18 protein-coding genes are annotated in these 21,263 nt (G+C 55.3%); 10 read left to right on the forward strand and 8 right to left on the reverse strand.

Annotated features, from left to right (window positions below):
• Positions 1-28: 28 nt before the first annotated feature.
• Positions 29-763 carry an alpha/beta fold hydrolase gene (locus tag D3791_RS13465; protein ID WP_172512508.1) on the reverse strand — a complete coding sequence of 245 codons (735 nt, stop codon included), beginning with the start codon at positions 761-763 and terminating at the stop codon, positions 29-31.
• Positions 764-854: 91 nt separating this feature from the next.
• The gene (locus D3791_RS13470) at positions 855-1,265 is read right to left on the reverse strand and encodes a hypothetical protein (RefSeq protein ID WP_028268678.1); all 411 of its coding nucleotides are present in this window, start codon (positions 1,263-1,265) and stop codon (positions 855-857) included.
• A 195-nt stretch (positions 1,266-1,460) separates the two neighbouring features.
• Between D3791_RS13470 and dapB the strand changes: the two genes are divergently transcribed.
• Both dapB and D3791_RS13480 read left to right on the forward strand, forming a co-directional pair.
• Positions 1,461-2,219 (forward strand): 4-hydroxy-tetrahydrodipicolinate reductase, encoded by a 759-nt coding sequence (dapB, locus tag D3791_RS13475; protein ID WP_022875892.1) that lies wholly within the window; start codon positions 1,461-1,463, stop codon positions 2,217-2,219.
• Positions 2,216-2,668: a tetratricopeptide repeat protein gene (locus D3791_RS13480; RefSeq protein ID WP_022875891.1), complete on the forward strand. Its 453-nt coding sequence runs from the start codon at positions 2,216-2,218 to the stop codon at positions 2,666-2,668. The genes dapB and D3791_RS13480 overlap by 4 nt, the downstream gene beginning before the upstream one ends.
• Positions 2,669-2,771: 103 nt before the next feature.
• Here the strand turns inward: D3791_RS13480 and D3791_RS13485 are convergent, their stop codons facing one another.
• Both D3791_RS13485 and D3791_RS13490 read right to left on the reverse strand, forming a co-directional pair.
• On the reverse strand, positions 2,772-3,704 hold the full coding sequence (locus D3791_RS13485) for a sugar phosphate isomerase/epimerase family protein (protein WP_172512509.1): 933 nt from the start codon (positions 3,702-3,704) through the stop codon (positions 2,772-2,774).
• Positions 3,705-3,852: 148 nt separating this feature from the next.
• On the reverse strand, positions 3,853-5,052 hold the full coding sequence (locus tag D3791_RS13490; protein WP_061954714.1) for an ROK family transcriptional regulator: 1,200 nt from the start codon (positions 5,050-5,052) through the stop codon (positions 3,853-3,855).
• A gap of 351 nt (positions 5,053-5,403) precedes the next feature.
• Between D3791_RS13490 and D3791_RS13495 the strand changes: the two genes are divergently transcribed.
• The 8 genes from D3791_RS13495 to D3791_RS13530 all read left to right on the forward strand — a co-directional run bounded on the left by D3791_RS13495 (position 5,404) and on the right by D3791_RS13530 (position 16,048).
• Positions 5,404-6,330: a sugar phosphate isomerase/epimerase family protein gene (locus D3791_RS13495; protein WP_172512510.1), complete on the forward strand. Its 927-nt coding sequence runs from the start codon at positions 5,404-5,406 to the stop codon at positions 6,328-6,330.
• Positions 6,331-6,375: 45 nt separating this feature from the next.
• Positions 6,376-7,695 (forward strand): inositol-3-phosphate synthase, encoded by a 1,320-nt coding sequence (locus D3791_RS13500; RefSeq protein WP_172512511.1) that lies wholly within the window; start codon positions 6,376-6,378, stop codon positions 7,693-7,695.
• Entirely contained in the window at positions 7,692-8,621 is a 930-nt protein-coding gene (locus D3791_RS13505; protein ID WP_172512512.1) for an SCO3242 family prenyltransferase, read from the forward strand. Before D3791_RS13500 ends, D3791_RS13505 begins: the two co-directional genes overlap by 4 nt.
• Positions 8,618-10,132: an EboA domain-containing protein gene (locus tag D3791_RS13510; protein WP_216847352.1), complete on the forward strand. Its 1,515-nt coding sequence runs from the start codon at positions 8,618-8,620 to the stop codon at positions 10,130-10,132. The genes D3791_RS13505 and D3791_RS13510 overlap by 4 nt, the downstream gene beginning before the upstream one ends.
• 1 nt (position 10,133) lies before the next feature.
• Complete coding sequence (locus tag D3791_RS13515; RefSeq protein ID WP_022875884.1) at positions 10,134-11,012, forward strand: TatD family hydrolase; 879 nt, start codon at positions 10,134-10,136, stop codon at positions 11,010-11,012.
• Positions 11,012-12,148 (forward strand): metabolite traffic protein EboE, encoded by a 1,137-nt coding sequence (gene eboE / locus D3791_RS13520; RefSeq protein WP_172512513.1) that lies wholly within the window; start codon positions 11,012-11,014, stop codon positions 12,146-12,148. Before D3791_RS13515 ends, eboE begins: the two co-directional genes overlap by 1 nt.
• A gap of 51 nt (positions 12,149-12,199) precedes the next feature.
• Positions 12,200-13,612 carry an alkaline phosphatase family protein gene (locus tag D3791_RS13525; protein WP_172512514.1) on the forward strand — a complete coding sequence of 471 codons (1,413 nt, stop codon included), beginning with the start codon at positions 12,200-12,202 and terminating at the stop codon, positions 13,610-13,612.
• A gap of 234 nt (positions 13,613-13,846) precedes the next feature.
• On the forward strand, positions 13,847-16,048 hold the full coding sequence (locus D3791_RS13530; protein ID WP_022875881.1) for a PQQ-dependent sugar dehydrogenase: 2,202 nt from the start codon (positions 13,847-13,849) through the stop codon (positions 16,046-16,048).
• Between the two features lie 111 nt (positions 16,049-16,159).
• On the opposite strand, the gene D3791_RS13535 is transcribed toward D3791_RS13530, so the two are convergent.
• The 4 genes from D3791_RS13535 to D3791_RS13550 all read right to left on the reverse strand — a co-directional run bounded on the left by D3791_RS13535 (position 16,160) and on the right by D3791_RS13550 (position 21,191).
• Positions 16,160-17,413, reverse strand: a complete 1,254-nt coding sequence (locus D3791_RS13535) for an ROK family transcriptional regulator (protein ID WP_246242113.1) — start codon at positions 17,411-17,413, stop codon at positions 16,160-16,162.
• A gap of 95 nt (positions 17,414-17,508) precedes the next feature.
• Positions 17,509-18,576 (reverse strand): polyprenyl synthetase family protein, encoded by a 1,068-nt coding sequence (locus tag D3791_RS13540; RefSeq protein WP_172512516.1) that lies wholly within the window; start codon positions 18,574-18,576, stop codon positions 17,509-17,511.
• Between the two features lie 9 nt (positions 18,577-18,585).
• Positions 18,586-19,674 (reverse strand): ABC transporter permease, encoded by a 1,089-nt coding sequence (locus D3791_RS13545; RefSeq protein WP_425483113.1) that lies wholly within the window; start codon positions 19,672-19,674, stop codon positions 18,586-18,588.
• A complete protein-coding gene (locus tag D3791_RS13550; RefSeq protein ID WP_425483114.1) occupies positions 19,671-21,191 on the reverse strand; it encodes a sugar ABC transporter ATP-binding protein in 1,521 nt (506 codons plus the stop codon). The genes D3791_RS13545 and D3791_RS13550 overlap by 4 nt, the downstream gene beginning before the upstream one ends.
• Between the last annotated feature and the right edge of the window lie 72 nt (positions 21,192-21,263).

Here is a 21,263-nt window from a genome sequence, read left to right on the forward strand (position 1 = left end):
CGCGTCGTGGTTTAAAGATCCGGACCGCTCAGTTGGCGTCGTCGATCATTTTCGCAAGCTCTGGGGCATGCGAGAAATTGAATCCATGGGCTCCTTGGTCCATGATCGTGAGCTTCGCATGGTCAATGCCGGCAGTGAGTCGAAGACCGAATTCCGGAGGGGAAAGCGGGTCACGTGTTCCACAGATGACGTCGATGGGAGCACGGACGGTCTTGAGCAAGTCGATCGTGGAGTAGTCCAGCATTTGCTCGCAGCTCTTGGCCCACCAAGGAATGCCGCATCGAAGATAGTCGACCAGCAAAATCGCCTTAACTGAATCCAGCTCGTTGGGAAAGTCCTGGATCAATCGACGAGCCTGCCGGAATAACGTTGCTTCCCGGTCGTTAACCGCGGGCGCTGCAATAAGCAGGTGCTTGACCAGCGCGGGCCAGGTTCTAGCTAGTTCGATGGAAACTTGTGCCCCCATCGAATGCCCCAGCACTATCGCATTGGAAACCTTCAGTTCACGCAAGGCCAGCGCAACCTCGTGGGCGAAACGAGGCACCGTGACAGGCCTGCCATCATCCATGTTCTTTCCATGGCCGGGAAGCTCCGGAACGATCACCCGGTATTTCTTTGCCAGAATATTGGCCAGTGGCGTGAAGTAACGGCTGGAGGCTCCCAAACCATGGATGAGTACGACATCCGGTCCTTGCCCTGCGATTCGCACCGACAAGCGTGTTTTTAAAGTTTCAGGGAGCTGCCCGAAATATTCGTGGCGCACGTTGGCCTTTCCTTGCGCCAATCGTGCGCTCAAAATGATGGTTGTTGAATCTGCGCTAGGGAAAGCAGATCAGCAGATCAGCAGATCGGGGCTATTTAGCCAAACCCGTGGTGTGCTGGTTGATGGCCGAGCGCAGATCTTCAGGGAAGAGTTCCTCTACGTCCTTCTGATAGTTCTTTCCCTCGTCTGGGCGACGCAGGTCTTCTCCATCGAGGCGGAACGGGAAGGCATCCACTTGGGCACCCGTATCAGAGGCGCCCTCGCTCGATGGAGCGCAGGTGGCCCAGCCGTAAGTCGTGGAACCTTCAATGCGGAAGACTTCCACTTGGCAAGAAGCCGACTCTAGAACTGTTCCATGTTCCTGAACGATGTTGACAACGTCTGCCAGCTCTTGATCCGACAGGGAAATAGGTTCATTGCCTGAACCGCACGATGTCACGGCAAAACTAACGGCCAGCATGACACTGATGCCCAGACTGAAACGCCCAATTTTCTGACCCATGGCCCTGCTAACTACTTGGAGACTCCTGAAACTTATTTTTCCCCGTGTTCTCAGGCAATACAAGCTGGACTGGCCGTAGAGCGAAGACGTATTCAAAATTATTGATTTGATGTTGGAGATGTACTGAGTCAAACAGGGGAGATTTCACGTCATTGTTGGCAAGGAGGAACCCTGAGGAACGATAGGCTTAACCTTATGAGTGCACAGATCAAGGTGGCCGTGCTCGGTGCGGCCGGACGAATGGGAGCCGAAGCGGTCAAGGCTGTTTCCGAAGCTTCCGATATGGAATTGGTGGCCAGCCTGGGGAGAGGTGACGACCTCGCTCAAATTCTTGAAGCCGGGGCAACCCACGTGGTTGATCTTTCGGTCCCTGCCGCTACTGAAGCCAACGTCCGGTTCGCAGTGGAAAACGGTCTTCACGCGGTGGTCGGAACAACCGGCTGGGATGATGACCGTCGAGCTGAGCTCGATTCATTGCTCAAGGGGCACCCAGAAGTCGGTGTCTTGATTGCCCCCAACTTCGCTTTGGGTTCGGTATTGGCCAGCGCTTTCGCAGCTACTGCGGCGAAGTATTTCGAATCGGTGGAGATCATCGAGTTGCATCATCCGAACAAGGTCGACGCGCCTAGCGGTACTGCGGTGCGCACTGCGGAACTTGTTGCCAAGTCTCGCGAAGATGCTGGCGTCCCTGCCAGCCCGGATGCGACAGAGACCCAACTGGATGGTGCGCGCGGGTCAGTCGTGGATGGAATCCACGTTCACTCCGTGCGACTGCGCGGCCTGGTGGCGCATCAGGAAGTCCTCCTCGGCGGCCCAGGAGAGCAACTGACCTTGCGTCATGATTCCTTTGACCGCGCCTCATTCATGCCTGGTGTCCTGCTGGGCTTGCGCACCGTGGCATGCCGACCGGGACTGACCTACGGGCTCGACGGATACTTGGAGCTCGGCCAGTGAAAACCAAACTCTGGGTCGGCGGAATCCTGCTGCTCTTCGCGCTGTACATCGGCATGACCTTCACGCAGGCAGTGCGGTTATTGAGCACGGGAATCCTCATTGCCCAGATCATGGGTGTGGCCATTCTGGTCATTCCTGCATTCTGCACATGGATCTTGATCCGCGAAGTTCTCTTTGGGCTGCGCACTGAAAAGATGGGCAAGGCCCTCGCCGCCTCGGGCGAATTGCCAAAGGATCTGCCAAGGACCCCTTCGGGACGTTTTATTCGTGCAGCCGCAGATGAGGATTTCCCAAACCACCAGCGGGATGTAGAAGAAAACCCCGAGTCCTGGAAGTCCTGGTACCGTCTGGCCTTGGCTTATGAAGCCTGCGGAGATAAGACGCGGGCCCGCAAGTCCATGCGCACCGCGATCGGGTTCTGGCTTCAAGACGAAAAAGTCAACAGCTAAATAGTGCACATCTCATACTGAAAGTAGTGGCCAGGTACCCGGCATTGGGGCCTGGCCACTACTTGTGAGAATTGTAGATTCTGTGCTCTACGAGCTGTCTGCTCTAGAAGCGCGCATTGCGGAGGTAGTTGTATCCAACCTCTGCAGTTTGTAGGGGAGTGACATCCGGGCTGTCGTTCTCGACAATGAACTCCTTTGGGCGATGGGCCGCAAAGATTCGCGAGAAGTCAATGGCGCCGGTTCCTAGGTCGGCGAAGTCTCCAGCAAGGTCTCGGTCCTTGACGTGGTACTGCAAGGTTTGTTGCGGAGCTTGAGCAATCGTGTCGATTGCAAATTGAATTGGATCCGTTGCACCAACGCCCACGCCAGCAGTAACTGCCCAGTACAGGTCAACTTCGAGATGTACGAGTCTAGGGTCGAGGCGACTGGTGAAAATATCCCATGGCGTTTGGCCATCGCCCAGGTCAGTTGTGAACTCGTGTGCGTGGTTGTGATAGCCGTATTTCAATCCAGCTTCCGCGGCTGCAGCTGCTTCTACGTTCATCTGATCTGCCCAACGACGCCAGTCGTCGCCATTGCTGGAAACCAGGTATGGGACGTTGATGTATTTCTGGCCAAGAGTCAGGGCATCAGATAGCTTGGCGTCAAGTGCTGCCGCAGAGTCGGTGATTCCGGTGTGGCTAGATGAAGGTGTGATCCCCAGCGAGTCCAAAGTTGCACGAAGATCCTTGGCGCTGCGTCCATAGAATCCAGCTAGCTCAACCTTGGTGTAGCCGTAATCGGCAAGCGCTTTGAAAGTCTGGTCAACACCTGCACCATTCATGATGGAGCGAAGGGTGTAGAGCTGGATGCTGATCTGACCCGCTGGTACTGCACGGCGGCCAAGGGGCGAAGCCGTGGCAGGGGCCATTCCTATGCCCGCCAAGCCAACGGTGGCACCCAATGCTGCAGCTCCGGCGAGGAAGCCGCGCCGGCCGACTTCCTTTTGCTCAAGTGAGCGTTTGAGAGCAGCAGAACCATTAAATCCGAAGCACATAGTGACGCCTTTCTAGCGTGCGGTAAACGCTAGATGCGAAAAGCACCAGCGCATTCGTCATGTGACGCACATAACACTATTTTCGGACTTTGTTGTCTGTCAAGCAAAAGTTGTCGATTTTCGACGAAAGATTGTCGGAGCCTGCAGCCTATTCAGGTTTGAGACCGTTGACGAGTGCGTCAATATGCATGGGTGACATTGCGTGGTGAATCGCAAGCATGCTGGCTCCGAGCACGCCGGCGTCTAAGCCTGCGCCCGACTGAACGATGCGCAAGTGTTGGGTAGCGACGGGAATCGCGCGGGAGTAAACGACTTCGCGTATCCCTGCAATGAAGTGCTCGCCAGTCCGGGTCATTGAACCGCCAATGACAATCACCGAAGGGTTGATCAGGCTGACGCATGCTGAGAGGACTTCTCCCACATCTCGCCCCGCCTGCCGAACAGCATGGACCGCTTCGGCATTGCCGGAGCTCACCAGTTTGATAACGTCCTCGCTGGTCTCGGCGTCATGACCGAGCGCGCGGAGTTTCTTGGCGACGGCTGGGCCAGAAGCGACAGCCTCCAAGCAGTCGAGATTGCCGCAGTGGCACGCTGTTCCGGTGCCGTTATGGATGCGAATATGCCCGATATCGCCAGCAACTCCATCAGCTCCGCGTTGCAGTCGTCCGCTGGAAATGATGCCGGAGCCGATGCCGGTGGCTATTTTCACGAAGAGCATGTCTTCGACCTCTGGCCATGATGCGTTGCGTTCGCCCAAGGCCATGATGTTCACGTCGTTGTCCACGAGGACCGGGACGTTGAAATGTTGTTTAAGTAATCCAGGAACGTCGAAATTATTCCAGCCTGGCATGATGGGTGGATTGAACGGGCGCCCAGTCCGATACTCAACTGGCCCGGGGATGCCGACTCCGACGGATAGTAGATCATCGAGCGAGTGATCAGTTGCTTCGAGTAACGCTTTGCCTAATTCAACTGCCACACCCAGGACGGTATCGGGTCCCTGCGAAACCTCGATGTTTTGGCCATCTTCCTTCAGGCGATGGCCGAGTAGATCGGTCAGGGCGACTCTGACGTGTGAAGCGCCTATGTCAATCCCGAGCACCACTTTGCTGCCTGCCTTGAGCGCAATCCGCGTTGAAGGACGGCCGCCTGTGGAAATGGCGTCGTCGACGTATCCAACAAGCCCTAGGTCCATGAGAGCTTCAATGCGCAGGGTAATGGTGGAGCGAGCCAGACCCATTTGTTCGGCTAATTCGGTTCGGGTGCGCGGTCGTCCATCTCGAAGGATTTGAAAGAGTTCGCTGGCACCAGAACCGCTTAGGCCACTGAAGTTACTTATGTCATTCATCGACTAATTACACCACAGGAATCGACGAAACGAAGCATTTGGTTTACGAGTGGCGCGAGCGAGCGTTTTGTTGGATGAGACGGCAGTGGACGGGTTTGCGTCTCGCTGAATGGGGTTTGACCTCTGGCCTTTCTGCAACGTGCCGTTTTTGTCTAATGGCGACAAAAGTAGTGGTGGGTTCGCATGACATATATCGGAAGAGTTAAAAGATCCGTTGAATATCGCCATTATGCGTGTTAGGTTCATGTGACCGTCGTCTCATCAAGTGCTGGGTGGCGGTTTAAACGGAACTGGGCATGTCATCACCCAAAGGAGGGGCTTTTGGCTAGTCGAAGGCGACTCTGCAGGGGCATGTTGAAATTAGCAATCTTGCGCCAGCTGGTATCGGCGGGAGCTTTGACTTTCGCTTACGTAACGATGATCGGATCCGCACCAGCGTTCCCAGCCACGTCATCAAGCTACTTCTCGACAGACCACAGATGTCTGGGACGGGGGATTTCGCCACACCAGATTTCTTTCCAACTGCATAGCTATTCGGCTTGGAAGCAGGAAATCGGGACTGAAGGTGTCCTCGCGGAAATTGCAGCCATCGGATACCGGAATATTGAGCCTTACGAGGGTTCGTACGAAGGTCGCAGTGCTGTTGAATTCTCAGATCTCGTCAGTAGACATGACATGAAAGTTCCCAGCTCTCATGGAAGTATCCGGGAAGATGCGTTTTCTGAGCTCATCCAGAAGTCAAAGACCCTTCGGCAGGAATATGTGGGGTCCGGGGGAGCCGCACATCCAGGTATCGATAGTTTGAACGAGACTCTTCAAACTGCTCGCACGCTCAATCGGCTAGGGCAGAGATCGGTTGAATCTGGTACTGGAAAAATTTTTGTCCACAATCATCGAAAAGAGTTCACGACTATATATCCGCATCCCGCCTCGGGCATATCTACGACGGCTTGGGAACTACTGGAAGAATTCACGGATCCTCGATTTGTCACGTTCGAACTTGACGTGTTGTGGGCTGCGGATGCTGGCGTAGACGTGGCCCAGCTAATTAAGGACCATGGCATTCGCATCGAGCTGTTGCATGTCAAGGATGGGCTGCTGAACGGAACCAAACCGGCAATCCCAATGGACGTTGGGTATGGCGACATTGAATGGGGCCCAATTCTCGATGCCGCCCGAAAGCACGTGCGTTATTACGTCGTCGAACGTGACTCTGCGCAGCCAAATCCGAGGTTCGCCAGCAATAGCTTTGGCTTTCTTACTTGTCACTCACCCTGACAGCACATTGATGAACAAGAGAATTTCAAAAATCACTAATGAGCAATGAAGCTCATTCGACACCAGCGAGAGGAAAAAGGCGTGCGCCTATCAACAGAGAGCAACCCCAACCAGGTCCCTTCACCGTCGGAACAAAGCCGGGGACATTCTGCCGCTGGCCATGTGGGGCTGTGGCTCATCGGGGCTCGCGGTTCGGTAGCAACAACTGCGGCTACTGGTTTGGCCGCTATTAGGACAGGGCTGGCTCCAGCTACTGGTTGTGTAACGAGCCAGGACGGTTTTAGTTCCATCCCATTGCCAAAATTTTCCGACTTGATCATCGGCGGACATGACATTAGCGATGTATCGATTGCTAAACGAGCAGAATATCTGGTGGGTGCAGGAATGCTCTCGCAACATTTGGTGAATGCCCTATATGAAGAATTGGAAGAAACCGATTCACGCATTAGGCCAGGCTACGATCCCAGCTGCAGGGGAGAGTCCCAGGCAGAAGCCGCTCGCCGACTGGCCAACGACATCAATGAGTTCAAGATAAGCCACTCATTGGATCGTGTTGTGGTCATCGATGTGTCATCGACCGAGGCGCCAATTGACTACCTGCCTGAATTTGATGATATCGGTCTGCTTCTAGCAGCTCTTGAGGATCCGAGCCGCGACATACTGCCGCCTAGCTCTCTCAGTGCATATGCTTCAATTCTCGCGGAGGCATCCTATATCTGCTTCACACCTTCACCTTCGTTAAATATTCCGGCGCTGCGACAGCTAGCGGCAGAACGCGGGGTTCCGACTGCGGGCCAAGACGGAAAGACTGGTCAGACGTGGTTGCGCTCGGTTTTGGCGCCGGGACTAGCCGCGAGAGGGCTGAAGGTCTTGTCATGGTCGGGCGCTAATTTGCTGGGCGGCGGCGACGGTGCAACGTTGGCTGATCCGCAGGCTGTTGCCGGAAAACTGCAGTCCAAGAACCGGGGGCTACAGTCACTTACCAATGGCGCCACAACACCATTGCACATTGATAACGTGCCTGATCTTGGCGAAACGAAGGTTGCCTGGGACCACATAAACGTGGAGGGCTTCTTGGGATCACGCGTAACTCTCCAAACGACATGGAGCGCCTACGACTCCATGTTGGCAGCGCCGATGATTCTGGACCTCGCTCGACTGATGGGATTGGCTGACGCATCCGGACACAGAGGGCCGGTTGGTGAATTCGGGTTCTTTTTCAAGGATCCGTGGGGTAGCGATGAGCATTCCTTTGCTGAACAAAGTCGTCGCCTGCTGGAGTGGGCGCGAGAAGCTGGGACCCATGTGGCTCTTGAAAGGACGAACGAGAAGGACGCGACGCAATATGGAGTCGGTGCACGATGAGTTGGACCGATGACTACTTGGAACTGCTGCGGGCACCGGCAGTATTAACGGTTCTGGGTGACAGCTTGGCTGGTGCGGCAGCTGCGAAGCACTCGATGACAGGCCGCAGAAGCATAATGCCGCTGGCTAGCGCCAGCCTTTACGCCGCCGGCATGGCGCTAAATGACTTTGCAGACCGTGAAATCGACGCGGTGGAACGGCCAGAACGTCCCATTCCGTCCGGCCGCATCACACCGTCGGCGGCGTTGGGGACAGCTGCGGGGCTCACCGCCGTGGGCCTCGGGCTCAGCGCTATCGGCGGCGGAAAGCCAGCGTTGATGATCGGCGTTCCTCTAGCCGCGTCTATCTGGACTTATGACCTGGCAGCTAAGCGAAACGCAGTCACCGGAACTCTAGTAATGGGGGCATGCCGCGGCCTGGACGTACTGATGGGAGCCGGTACCGGCAGGCTTCGCGCTGCTCTGCCCGCCGCGCTCACTATGGCCGGCCACACGGTCGCGGTAACGGCATTATCTCGGGGCGAAGTCAATGGGACAAGCTCAGTAGTCGCAGCTAGCGCGGCTGCAACTACAGCATTGGTATCTTCGGTGGTGCTGGCAGGATCGGTAGTGACTGGAACTTCCGCAACATCACGGGATTCTTCAGAAAAAACCCGCAAAACGATCGCCAAGATAGCCGCTACATGCGCGGCGCTTGCTGTTTACACCGGCCAAAGCGGCAGGGCCCAATGGAGAGCAGCGCAAGACCCCAGCGCACATAATGCGTTGGGAGCAACCAAAGCAGGTATTCGTTCCATGATCCCTTTGCAGGCAGCGCTGACTCTGCGTCACGGCAGCCCCATGTCCGCGATCGCTATTGGGTCAGTGGATACCGCGGGAAGGCTGCTGCGTTCGGCATCAAAAATTCGGAAGATCAGCGAATCATGAGTGTTCAAAAAATTGAAACCTATCAAGATATGCCCTTTGCCGTGGGTTATGGAACTAATGGGTGGGCAGACCATCCGCTTCCAGTGGCCATCCCACTTCTTGCCGAGCAGGGCTACACGGCAATTGCACTGACGCTGGGTCATCCTCATATTGACCCATTTGCCGAAGACCTCACGTCGCAACTTGCTGAAATTCGCACATTATTAGAGCGATATCAAATGCGGGTTGTGGTGGAGACAGGAACACGGTTCCTGCTAGACCCCAAGCGCAAGCACAGGCCCACCCTCGTGGACCAAGAAGCAGAAGCGCGCATGAACTTTCTGCGTCGTGCTATCGATATTGCTCGGGCCCTCGACGCGGAGTGCGTTTCCTTTTTCTCCGGCGTCATTCCAGAAGGAACCAAATCCAGCGAAGGGTGGGACTTGCTCGTCAAACGGCTAGCCGACCTAGTGAGATATGCAGCCGAGCGCGAGGTGCGTCTGAGTCTTGAGCCCGAACCCGGCATGCTGGTAGAAACCGTGGCAGATGCCTTACGCCTACGTTCCGAGCTTGGCGATCCTGATGCGTTGGGTATCACCGTGGATATTGGGCATTGTGTAGTGGTAGAACCGGGCGGCGTCCAAGGCGCCTTGCAACAGGCCGGTGCGCTATTGGCCAATGTGCAACTCGATGACATGCTTGCTCATGCCCACGAGCATTTGCCATTTGGACAGGGCATAGTGGACCTTCCACAGGCATTGTCTACCCTGGCAGAAATGAACTACCAAGGTGTCGCTGCCGTTGAACTGCCTCGACATTCATGGGATGCGCCGGCGCTCGCCGAGAGCAGTTTGCGAGCTATTAGCCAAGCCTGGTCGGAGGCGAAAACTCAGAGTGCCCATGGCCGCTGGCTGAGCGATGCACTAGCCGCAATCGCTAACGACCCTCGCTGCCTGCCTCAAATTTTCGCGTTGGCAGGACGCACTGTCGCCAGAACTCCGATCAATGCCCAGGCCGATCCTACTGGGGTCATATTCGGCATGCGAGTTGACCATGCACGGGCAGACCTGATCGCGGAGCTGTTTACAGTTCAGGATCCCGAAGCCTTGGCGCAACACTTGCGCGACTTGTATTACCGAGGTGATTCGGCGGAGCGCCGTGGTGTACTGCGTGGCCTGAATAAGTTGGTTGATTCTGGGCGGCAATTAGAGGATCGGATGATCAACACCGGTCTGGAAATCACCGGTGATGCGTTGCGGACCAACGAAACCTCCCTGGTCGCGGCTGCCGTTGGAGCGTTTGGTGCCGCACATTTGGACCAGCATGCATGGCGGCATGCCGTACTCAAATTGGTATTCATGGGCGTGAGCTTGCGCGCGGTGCAAGATCTACACGTTCGGGCCGATGAAGAGCTGGCCCGAATGGCAAAGGATTTTGCAGCGGAGCGTCGCGCTGCCAACCGTTCAATTCCAGAAGACGTCGCATTGCTGACAGAGCTGCCAATCTATTCCGAACGATCAGACGAAGGTTAATATGCGTATCTTTGACCCACACATCCACATGACCAGCCGTACCACCAATGACTACGAAGCAATGTTCGCTTCGGGAGTGCGCGCCGTAGTAGAACCGGCGTTTTGGCTAGGACAACCCCGGACCAGCGTAGCTTCATACCTCGATTACTTTGACTCTCTTTTGGGGTGGGAAAGGTTTCGCGCGGCTCAATTTGGTATTCGCCATCACGCGACGATCGCGCTGAATCCCAAGGAAGCCAATGATCCTCGATGCGTCCCGGTCCTTGAAGAAATCCCTCGATACCTGGTGAAAGAGGGAGTCGTGGCAGTGGGCGAAATTGGCTATGACTCGATGACCCCCGCAGAGGATCATGCATTCGCCAGTCAGCTGCAGATGGCCCGTGAATATCAGCTGCCAGTTCTGGTCCACACTCCGCATCGAGAAAAGCTCGCTGGCACTCGGCGTACCTTGGACGTCGTTCGTGAGTCTGGCATCGCTGCGGAATTTGTGCTGGTCGATCACCTCAATGAAACGAATATTGAGATGGTCAAGGACGCCGGTTCCTGGATGGGATTCTCGATTTATCCGGATACCAAAATGGACGAGGCCCGGATGGTCGCACTCTTAAAACGCTACGGTACCGAACGAATCCTTGTGAATTCTGCAGCTGACTGGGGTCGGTCGGATCCGCTAAAGACCCGAAAAACGGCTGATTGCATGCTGGCCGCTGGGTTTAGCGATGACGACGTAGACCAAGTCCTGTGGCGCAACCCCGTGGCTTTCTATGCACAAAGCCAGCAATTGATCTTGGACCCGATCCCGGGATTTGAAAGCGACAGATTCCCGGATCCGACTGCTGGATTCGAAGGAAATTCTGTACTACGTGGAGAACGAGTTTGATGAAATTGTCTTATTGCACCAACGTCCACCCTGCAGAAGACCTTGACGGCGTTATCGTTCAACTTCGTAACTACGCGAGTAAGATTCGCAAACAGGCGCGCATGGACACGCTGTCAGTCGGCTTGTGGATCCCCGCGGGGCTGGCCCAGCACCTGTCGGGTAGCGAATCAGCCCGAACGAAATTGGCAGAGGTGCTGAAATCCGAAGGCCTTCAGGTCAATACCATCAATGCTTTTCCCTACGGTGGATTCCACGACGAAGTCGTAAAACATGCTGTCTATCTGCCTACATGGGCGCAATCTGAACGCCTGGAATACACCGTCCAATGCGCGCAGATACTTGCTGAGCTACTTCCGGAGGGGGAAGTCGGATCTATTTCCACGCTGCCGCTTGCCTGGCGGGAGCCCTGGACCGAGGATCAGGATCAGGCGGCAACTCAAGCTTTTGCTCAATTAAGTGCCGAGTTGCGTGCGATTGAAGAACGAACCGGGCGAACAATTCGAATCGCAATTGAACCGGAACCAGGCTGTGTTTTAGACACCATCAATGACATTGTCGTTTGGCTTGGATCGCGTTTAGATCAAGGCATTGACGCGCGATTAATCGGCGTATGCGTGGATACGTGTCACCTCGCCGTGTCCTTTGCCGATCCTGCCGGCGCGATTGCCCAAGTCCGAGAAGCTGGGCTGCGCGTTGTCAAAGTCCAGGCTTCGGCGGCCCTGCACGTGGTCGATCCCAAAGAACCAGCAGCCCGTGCGGCGTTGGCGAAATTTGTTGAACCCAAGTACCTTCACCAGGTACGAGAGTCCGGCGAGAACGCTGTGCTACCGACCGATGATCTAGTTACTGCGTTGGCTTCCCTGCCTGCATCGGGCCCGTGGAGGGTTCATTTCCATATTCCGCTGCACCATCAACCAGCAGCACCCTTGCAAACGACTACCGATGTATTGAAAGCCACTGTAGCCGCAGTGAACCAGCTCGACTATGTCGATCAGATTCATCTGGATGTCGAAACTTACACGTGGAGTGTTCTGCCTCAGGACGGTGACGCCGGCGAAATAGGAATCGTGGAGGGCATCGCTGCTGAATTGGTTTGGGCCCAGGAACATCTGTTGGAACCGGCACGTATTTCGTGAATCAACACTCAAGCAACAAATCCTCAACCCAACTAGTGTGCCAGGAGCATTGTGAAGCCAATACTGCTACTCAACGTCGTCGGATTAACCTCGCGGGCGTTGTCCCATATGCCTCGATTATCGAAATTAGCCAACCAAGGGTGGTCAGCTCAACTCGGTACCGTGTTACCGGCGGTCACCTGTTCGGCGCAGACAACCATGCTGACCGGTCTGGCACCTTCACAACACGGAATCGTCGGAAACGGTTGGTACTTTAGAGAACTCGGCGAGGTGCATCTGTGGCGCCAACACAATCGTTTGGTGCAAGGCGAAAGTATTTGGGAAACCGCCCGGCGTCGGGACCCGGAATATACATCGGCCAATATTTGCTGGTGGTATGCAATGGGGATGAGCACGGATGTCACCGTCACCCCACGACCGATTTACCACGCCGATGGGCGGAAATCGCCGGATGCATACGTGCGTCCGCCGGAATTACACGATGAACTGGTAGAAGCTCACGGTGAATTCCCGCTCTTCCAGTACTGGGGACCAACCGCAGCACTGACCTCAAGTCGTTGGATCGTCAATTCGACTCTCCACGTTATGCGCACACGAGCCCCGCGGTTGCTGACAACTTACGTCCCCCACCTGGACTATGATCTTCAGCGATTTGGTCCACGATCGCCACAAGCCGATCGGGCCGCCAGTGAGCTTGACACCGTTCTAGGTCCGTTGCTCGACGAAGCCCAGTCCAGCGGCTACACAGTGATGGTGGTAGCTGAATATGGGATCGAAGAAGCAAACAAGCCAGTAGATATCAATCGGGTTCTGCGCAGGGAAGGGCTGCTGGAAGTCTACGTCCAAGATGGCAAGGAGCAATTGGATCCTTGGACTTCTCAGGCGTTTGCCGTGGCAGACCACCAAGTAGCTCACGTCTATGTGAACCGTTCGGAAGATATCGATCGCGTAGCGGCGTTGCTTCGGTCAGTGGACGGCATTGACGAAGTGCTAGACCGCGAAGCACAGCAGAAGTACGGACTAGATCATGAACGCTCTGGCGAGCTCGTAGTGGTTGCGGATCCAGGTGCGTGGTTCACGTACTACTTCTGGCTGGACGACGATCGAGCTCCCGAATATGCGCGCGGAGTCGATATCCACCGTAAGCCTGGCTATGACCCTGCGGAACTGTTCTTCGACCCTGCTGATCGTTTTGCGAAAGCCAAGGCTGGGCTAAATCTTCTGAAGAAGAAAACCGGTCTCAGGTATTCGATGAGTACCGTGCCGTTGGATCCAACATGTGTTAGGGGCACCCATGGACGAATACCGGAATCCGACGAGGGGATGCCGCTCATTCTCTGTTCGGACGTTTCCGTCTCAACCGAAGTGTCGTCGCTCATTGAGTCCGGACGTCCCGTGCCAGCGGCCTCGGTAAAATCTTTAGTTTTGCAGTCGCAAGGTCTAGAAACGCCTGCGAAAGTCTGAGGATAGTGTCTGAAGCCCTTCCATTTTGTGTTTTCAAACAACTAAAGAAAATCAAGGCTAGTTTGTTCGCTAGCCTCGATTTTCTGCTGGAAAAATTAATCGAAGGCCACAACTTTTTTGAGAATTTCCCTAGTTTGTTGTGTGAAACCACTAGCTAAATGTGAGATAAGACACTAACGTTCCAATTGACCCGATTCGGCTTGTTCCGAATCAATGGAGACAAGGAAGTGAACCATGAAAGTCAACCGAACAGGGAAGTCGGACTCAGCCGCGCGAAGCGAGCGATCCGTGCATCCTTCCAACCGACGGTCCTTGCGTTTAGGTGCGGGGCTGGCTGCGGCCGCCGTCTTGACCTCCGCGCTCGTGGGCGTGCCGGCATCAGCGGCACCCAACGCGGCTGAAGCATCGGTCCCACCAGATTCCGCATTTCAGAAAGTCACGTTGAATGATGCGCCTGGTGAGCCAATCGACCTAGCAGTGCTACCTGACGGCAGCGTTTTGCACACCACACGTGCCGGCAAAGTCTGGCTCAATGACGCAAAGTCAGGCGTGAACTCATTGGCTGCCGAGTTGAAGGTGTATCAACACGACGAAGAAGGTCTGCAAAGTATCGCGTTGGATCCCAAGTTCGGTACTGACGGCAACAACTGGGTCTACCTCTACTACGCACCTCCCATGAATACCCCAGTGGATGACCCTGAAACACCTGACGTCAATGAAGGGGATGCCCCGACTAGCGGTACCGCGGCTGACTTTGAACCCTTCAACGGAGTCAGCAGACTCTCGCGCTTTCAATTTGATGGCAAGTCCATCGATCTAGACAGCGAACAACAAATCATCGATGTTGCGGCGACGCGTGGCCTGTGCTGCCACGTGGGAGGCGACATAGTGTTTGACGCGGAGGGGAACCTCTACCTCTCGACGGGTGATGACACTAACCCATTCGTCTCAGGAGGGTATTCACCTATCGATGAGAACCCCGCTTCTAATCCAGGGTTTGATGCACAACGTACTGCCGCTAACACCAACGATCTGCGAGGAAAGGTCCTTCGCATCACGCCGAAGGACGGCGGTGGATATACGATTCCAGAGGGCAACTTGTTTGACGAAGGAACCGAGGGTGCACGGCCAGAGATTTTCCTGATGGGACTGCGCAACCCGTTCCGTATCGAACTGAATCAGCGCACCGGTGAATTGTACGTTGGCGACTACTCGCCTGATGCCAGCACCCCTGATCCTGACCGCGGGCCAGCTGGCACAGGTAAGTGGATTGTCGCTTCGAAACCAGGAAATTATGGTTGGCCATACTGTGCCACCGAGAACCTGCCGTACAACGATTACGACTTTGCGACAGGAACCTCGGGCGAAAAATTCGATTGCGCTGCTCCTGTGAATGAATCGCCGAACAACACGGGCCTAACGACGTTGCCACCAGTTGCCAAAGCAGACCTTTGGTATGGATACGGTCTTTCCGAAGAGTTCCCTGAACTTGGCACTGGCGGCATCGGTCCTATGGCTGGTCCTGCTTATGACTACGACGCAAAGGCAACTCGCGGTTCACATCCGGTCGCTTGGCCTTCGTACTTCGACGGCAAACCGCTGTTCTATGAATGGACACGCGATTACATCAAGGGCATAACGCTCGAAGATGGTGCTATTACCGCCATCGATGATGTGCTTGCTTCGGTGGTAACGGACAATCCTATGGACATGGAGTTCGGTCCCGACGGCGCGCTGTACGTACTTGAGTACGGCGATGGTTATTTCGGTGAGAATGAAGACGCACAGGTAGCACGCATCGATTATGTCGGGGTGGGCGGAAACCGCAGCCCGGTGGCCGTAGCTTCAGGAACGCCAACCGCTGGAACCTCGCCGCTTACCGTCGAATTCTCCAGTACAGGTACTGAAGACGCAGATGGCGACAAGCTGCGTTATGCATGGGATTTTGATTCCGATGGAGAAGTAGATTCCACCGAACCAAACCCGACTTTCACCTACGAAGCCGATGGCAACTACAAAGCCACTCTGACCGTGACTGACGTTGGTGGAAAGCATCGCGGGCGTCATTCGTCAGCAGAAGTGAATATTGAAGTTGGTAACCAGCAGCCAGTTATCGAGTTCATCACGCCGGTTCCAGGCCAGAGCTTCCAGTTTGGCGACACTGTCTCCTACGAAGTCAAGGTTACCGACGATCAGCCTGTTGATTGCTCGCTGGTAGAGGTCAGCTATATCCTGGGCCACCACACCCACGGACACCCGCAGACCACAACCAAGGGTTGCACTGGTACCTTTGTCACCACGGTGCCAGAAGGCCACGATCCTGCGGTGGATGACCTATCGGCAGTATTCAATGCTACTTATACCGATAAGGGTGACGAGGGATCAGATCCTCTGACCGGCACCGCCGAAGTAGTATTGCAAGCTAGCAGCAATTAATTACTGGGCACCTGCAACAAGAAATGCTGTTGGCTCGTTCCGTCGAGAACGAGCCAACAGCATTTTGCGTTGTCAGAGACCTGAATAGAACGGTTGGGAAGTGGACACTGATCAATCCGCAGTTGGTGTTGCATCCGTACTCAGCGCACGCGCTGGATTTGCGAGTAGGTCTTCAAATGCAAGTTCCGCAGCACCCACTATTACTGGATCCTCGCCCAGCGGCGCTAGCTCAATGGTCACGTGTTCGCGTTCTCCACGAGCCCCGGCGGCATGAACCGCCTCATCAAGGACGGATGGACAGAGCTTAGCGAGGATTCGCAAAAAGCCACCGAGGATGATCAGCGAAGGATTGAGCTGTCGTACCAAAGTACGGAGGGCAACGCTCAGCAGCTGCGACTGTCTTGTCACTAGATCTCTGAGGGACTCAGATGCTGTACCGGATTCGAACAGTTCAAGAATTGTTGCTTCGAGCTCTTCGGCCAGGTCGGCCGGGACGCCTGAAGCCTGAAGCAATTCTTCGCGGGTAACTTCCGCCTCCAAGCAACCTGTTGAACCGCACGAGCACGACGCTCCATCGGTGCGTACTAGTGTGTGTCCAAGCTGGCCGGCAAAACCAGTAGCGCCTCGAAGCAATTGGCCACCGCTGAGAATTCCACCGGCGATGCCGCTCGCCCCTCCAAAAAGATAAACGAAATCAGAAACTTCCCTGCCCGCGCCGAAAGTGGCCTGGGCGCGAGCGCCAACGATTGCATCGTTGGCGCAGGAGACAGGAAGGCCAAGAGCTTCGGACAGTTGAGTTGCAAGCCTTTGCTCCTGCCAACCGAGCTGCGGAGCTTCAATTACGGTCCCATCAACTGGATCGACGAGGCCCGGCACAGCAACTCCAACCCCCAGTACTCGTTGATCTTTGGGAAGAGAAGCGACCATTCCGGTGTAGATTGCCGAAACAATATTGACGACTTCGGCGGTTGAAGGGGGAGCGACGGTGTGGAATCTTACTGGATTTACAATCCGTCCGCCCAGGGCTACCAGTGCTACATTAACCGCATCTATGTCCGGGTTCACAGCAAGGGCTAATACGCTCGGTCCTGGAGTAATCATGATGCTCGGACGCCCATGTTGCTGACGTTGGTCAGGCTCGTTTTCCAACACCAGCCCCAATTGCACCAATTCGCCGACCAGAACTGCGATGGTAGAACGATTCAGTCCGGTAAGTCGGGTGAGTTCAGCACGTGACAATTCTGTGTGGGAGTGAACAAGTCCGAGGACAGTGGAGAGATTATGCTGCCGGGTGGTGTCGCGGTTGCTGCCCAGCGTGGCACCGTTTGGCCGTGGGCCCGCCAGTATTTTTGAATTACTTTCCACGTCCGGACGGTCCCTTCTTAGCAGGTCCCTCGTGCCTGCTCCTACGTCCATGGTAACTGCAATGATGTGGCAAAACTGGGTGAACCCTCGGTGGTTCAGGCAGCAGATGTTTCCATCTTGACGCGCGTAATGGCTTTGTACAGCAACGCAGAAAGTTGCTCTCGCAAAAGCGAAGGTATTCCGTCGACGTCGAGTAATTCGCACGCGGCACGAGCGTGTTGCAAGGCAAGATCAGTGGCGAAATCCTTGGAACCGCATTTGATGAGTACCGCCCTGATCTTCTCGGCATCACTGATCGTAAGACCGGTCGACCCGACAAGGTTTTCGACAAGCAACCACTCTGGCTTCGTTGCTGCGTGGCAAAGCAAGATGGTCCGCTTACCTTCACGCAGGTCACTTATGGTCGATTTCCCCGTTAGGGACGGATCTCCAAAAACGCCCAAAATATCGTCGGTTATTTGATAGGCGATGCCAGCATGATGCCCGAAGCGTTCGAGGGCAAGGCGGACTTCCTCGGTTGCTCCTGCAAAGATTGCTGCTGCCTGCAGAGGCGCTTCAAAAGTGTAGACCGCTGTTTTGTACCGAGCAGTCGAGAGAATTCGCTCGATACTAGGCATCGTTCGGTCTGCGCTGAATTCGATATCCAAGAGTTCGCCACCTACCGAAGCAAAAATCGCTTGGTCGAGCACTGCATGCAGAGCGCGATGAACAGAGTCGGAAACATGCAGGGAGCGCAACAATTGGTAGGCGCCGGCTAGGGCAAGGTCGCCAGCCAAAAGGGCGACGCTCGCGCCGATGTGTCCAGCCTCGGCGCTATTCATACCCTTGCGTAAAGCATGTTTGCGGTACGCTCCGGCAACATTTGGCGAACCTCGCCGAACCAGGTCTCGATCTATAACGTCGTCGTGAACTAACAAGGCCGTATGCAATAGTTCGAATGCAGTGGCCAGGCTGGCGGCCTCGGTGGCTGCGTTGCCACCGAGGCCAGCATAGGCCATGAGTACTAGTCGAGGACGAGAACGCGAACCACCCCGTGAGACGCGTTCCAAGGCTTCCCACAGTTGCAGATAACTTGGATCGAGCGCGGCGGATCGAAGCTTTGATTCCGTGAAGAACCGTATCAGTCGCTGTTCGACAAGTTCTATGCAGTCGTCACGATTCACGCCACGCACCTAGGCTTTCAAAGGCAGTTTCTTGGCCTTGCGCACCTTGCCCGATGCAAAGCGTTGCTGGAGCAATACCGCGAGGACGATGATGGCACCCTTGGCCAGAGCTTGAACTGAGGTGTCCATATTATTCTGAGTAAACACATTGGTCAGCGTGCTAAAAATCAGGACTCCAAACACGGTGCCCATGATCGTACCCCGGCCGCCGACGAGCAGCGTTCCGCCGACCACGACTGCAGCGATGGCATCAAGCTCATAGAGGTATCCGTGAGTCGACGTACCTGAAGTGGTACGCCCCATCATCATCAAGCCGGCGATACCTGCAGTAACTCCAACGAGCACGTAGAGGGATACGATATGCCGTTTCACTTTAATGCCGGCCAAGCGGGAAGCTTCCAGGTTTCCACCGATGGCCACAGTCCGCCGACCGAAGGTTGTGCGGTTCAACAGGAACCATCCAGCGGCAGCAGCCAACGCAAAAATCCATACGAGAACAGGCACACCCAAGAAATCTGCGCGCATGAACTTGGTGAAGTCGGTGTTCGTTACCAACAAGGTTCGACGTTGCGAGATGATTTCAGCTAAACCTCGGGCAGCCACAAGCGTCGCCAACGTGGCGATGAACGCCACCACGTTGCCGTAAGCGATGACAACGCCATTGACGAATCCGGCAATTGCGCCGACTAAGAGCGCGACCAAGACCATGATCAGCCAAGTGGATTCGGAAGCCGCTGCCTGCACCGCCGTGAGGCTACCCACGACCGAGGTCAGACCCAGCACGGAACCTACGGAGAGGTCGATGCCACCGGCGGTGATGACAAAAGTGACGCCGATGCTCAGTACGCCGATGATCGATGCGTGCCTCAGGATGACAAGCATGTTTTCCGAAGAGGTGAACCGGTCGCCACTGGTGATAAAACCAATAAGAATCAGTACTACTAGTGCTACAACCAAGCCCAAGCTGCGCCCCGCCGGACCGTGAAGTAGCGTCTGCATTACCCCGCTAGATTTTGTCGAATCTATCGGGACTTCGGCTGGCGTTCCAGTCTGCTGATCCAGTGGTTGTTGAGCGACCTGAGCCTTTTGCTTGCTCACGCGGCACTTCCCTTCATGACAAGGTCGAGCACACCGTGCTCGTCAATTTCCAATGCTGATTTTTGTGCCAGGACCTGTCCATCATCAATGACCAGCACATTGTCGGAGAGGCCCAGGACTTCTTCGATTTCACTTGAAATGATGATGATGGCGGTTCCGGCGTCGGCTAGTCGCCGGATGAGAGTGTAGATTTCGGCTCGTGCTCCAACGTCAACGCCACGGGTCGGCTCGTCGAGCAGCAGTACGGTCGTGCCGTGAACGAGCCAACGGGCCAGCAGTATTTTTTGCTGGTTGCCGCCGGAGAGAGTGCGCGCTGGGCGCAGGGGATCCGCAGGACGCAATTCCAGGGCTGCAATTTGTTCGTTCGCGACGCGTCGTTCGGCCGTTTCATCCAATAAGCCTGTTCGTGCGCAACGTTCAAAGGTCGATAGCGTGACGTTCTTATAGATGGGTTCGTCCAGAATCAGACCTTGGCTCTTGCGTTCTTCCGGCGACAAACCGATTCCTGCGTCAACGGCTGAGCTGACCGAGCCAGGGACAAGACGTTTGCCATTGACAGACACCTGACCTGCGGTAGCCTTGCGAGCTCCGTAGATAGTCTCGACAATCTCCGACCGTTGCGAGCCAACAAGGCCGGCAAAGCCAAGAATTTCGCCGGCCCGCACGTTGAAACTGAGTTTGTCGAAATGGCCTGTAAGTTCCAGATCTGAAACTTCAAGGACCACCGGAGCATCCAGGGAAAGAGCGGTACGTTCGGGGAAGACATTCGCCACGTCGCGCCCCGTCATCCTGCGGATCAATTCTGCCTTGGGAGTCTCTGCGACGTCCAAGTTATTGGCGGTGCTTTGGCCGTCCTTGATCACCGAAATTCTGTCGCCGATTTCTCGGATCTCTTCCAAGCGATGGGAAATGTAGACCACTGCAATGCCCTGCGACGTCAGTTCGCGTACTACACGGAATAAGTTCTGAACTTCGCCGGCATCGAGAATGGCGCTGGGCTCATCCATGATGATGAGTTTGGTGTCGCGAGACAGCGCCCGCGCCATGCTGACAATTTGTTTGTTCGCTGCTGATAGTGAACCGACTTCGCGCGACGGGGAAAGCTTGCCATGGCCCAGCCTTTGCAGCAGCGCGCGGGCAATCGAGTTGGCCTTTTTGACATGCAAGACGCCACCTGACGCCTGCTCGTGCCCTAAGAAGATATTCTCCGCAATACTCAGGCCGTCGACCACATCAAGCTCTTGATACATGGTTGCGATGCCCAGCGATAAGGCGGCGGTTGGCGTAGAGAGTTCTACTTTCTTGCCTTCCCAGAATATTTCGCCATCATCTGGCATATGTACGCCGGAGAGGGTTTTGATCAGGGTGGATTTGCCGGCGCCATTTTGTCCCATAACGCAGTGAACTTCACCAGGGAGAACGGATAAGTCGACGCCTTTGAGCGCTTGAACGGCTCCGAATCGCTTCGTGAGCCCGCGTACCTCTAGGAGTGGACGTGGGTTTTCATCTTGCATCATGTGACGAAACTAACACATTATGTCGGCAATCGGTAGAAGTTCGTCGATTTTCTCCGAACTTCTGTTATTGTG

The organism is Glutamicibacter mishrai (assembly GCF_012221945.1).
GTDB classification, from domain to species: domain Bacteria; phylum Actinomycetota; class Actinomycetes; order Actinomycetales; family Micrococcaceae; genus Glutamicibacter; species Glutamicibacter mishrai.

Excerpts from the sequence above, each read along its gene's own strand:
- D3791_RS13470 (WP_028268678.1), bottom strand. The coding sequence starts at position 1,265 with ATGGGTCAGAAAATTGGGCGTTTCAGTCTGGGCATCAGTGTCATGCTG.
- dapB (WP_022875892.1), top strand. The coding sequence starts at position 1,461 with ATGAGTGCACAGATCAAGGTGGCCGTGCTCGGTGCGGCCGGACGAATG.
- D3791_RS13485 (WP_172512509.1), bottom strand. The coding sequence starts at position 3,704 with ATGTGCTTCGGATTTAATGGTTCTGCTGCTCTCAAACGCTCACTTGAG.
- D3791_RS13490 (WP_061954714.1), bottom strand. The coding sequence starts at position 5,052 with ATGAATGACATAAGTAACTTCAGTGGCCTAAGCGGTTCTGGTGCCAGC.
- D3791_RS13495 (WP_172512510.1), top strand. The coding sequence starts at position 5,404 with ATGTTGAAATTAGCAATCTTGCGCCAGCTGGTATCGGCGGGAGCTTTG.
- D3791_RS13500 (WP_172512511.1), top strand. The coding sequence starts at position 6,376 with ATGAAGCTCATTCGACACCAGCGAGAGGAAAAAGGCGTGCGCCTATCA.
- D3791_RS13505 (WP_172512512.1), top strand. The coding sequence starts at position 7,692 with ATGAGTTGGACCGATGACTACTTGGAACTGCTGCGGGCACCGGCAGTA.
- D3791_RS13510 (WP_216847352.1), top strand. The coding sequence starts at position 8,618 with ATGAGTGTTCAAAAAATTGAAACCTATCAAGATATGCCCTTTGCCGTG.
- D3791_RS13515 (WP_022875884.1), top strand. The coding sequence starts at position 10,134 with ATGCGTATCTTTGACCCACACATCCACATGACCAGCCGTACCACCAAT.
- eboE (WP_172512513.1), top strand. The coding sequence starts at position 11,012 with ATGAAATTGTCTTATTGCACCAACGTCCACCCTGCAGAAGACCTTGAC.
- D3791_RS13530 (WP_022875881.1), top strand. The coding sequence starts at position 13,847 with ATGAAAGTCAACCGAACAGGGAAGTCGGACTCAGCCGCGCGAAGCGAG.
- D3791_RS13550 (WP_425483114.1), bottom strand. The coding sequence starts at position 21,191 with ATGATGCAAGATGAAAACCCACGTCCACTCCTAGAGGTACGCGGGCTC.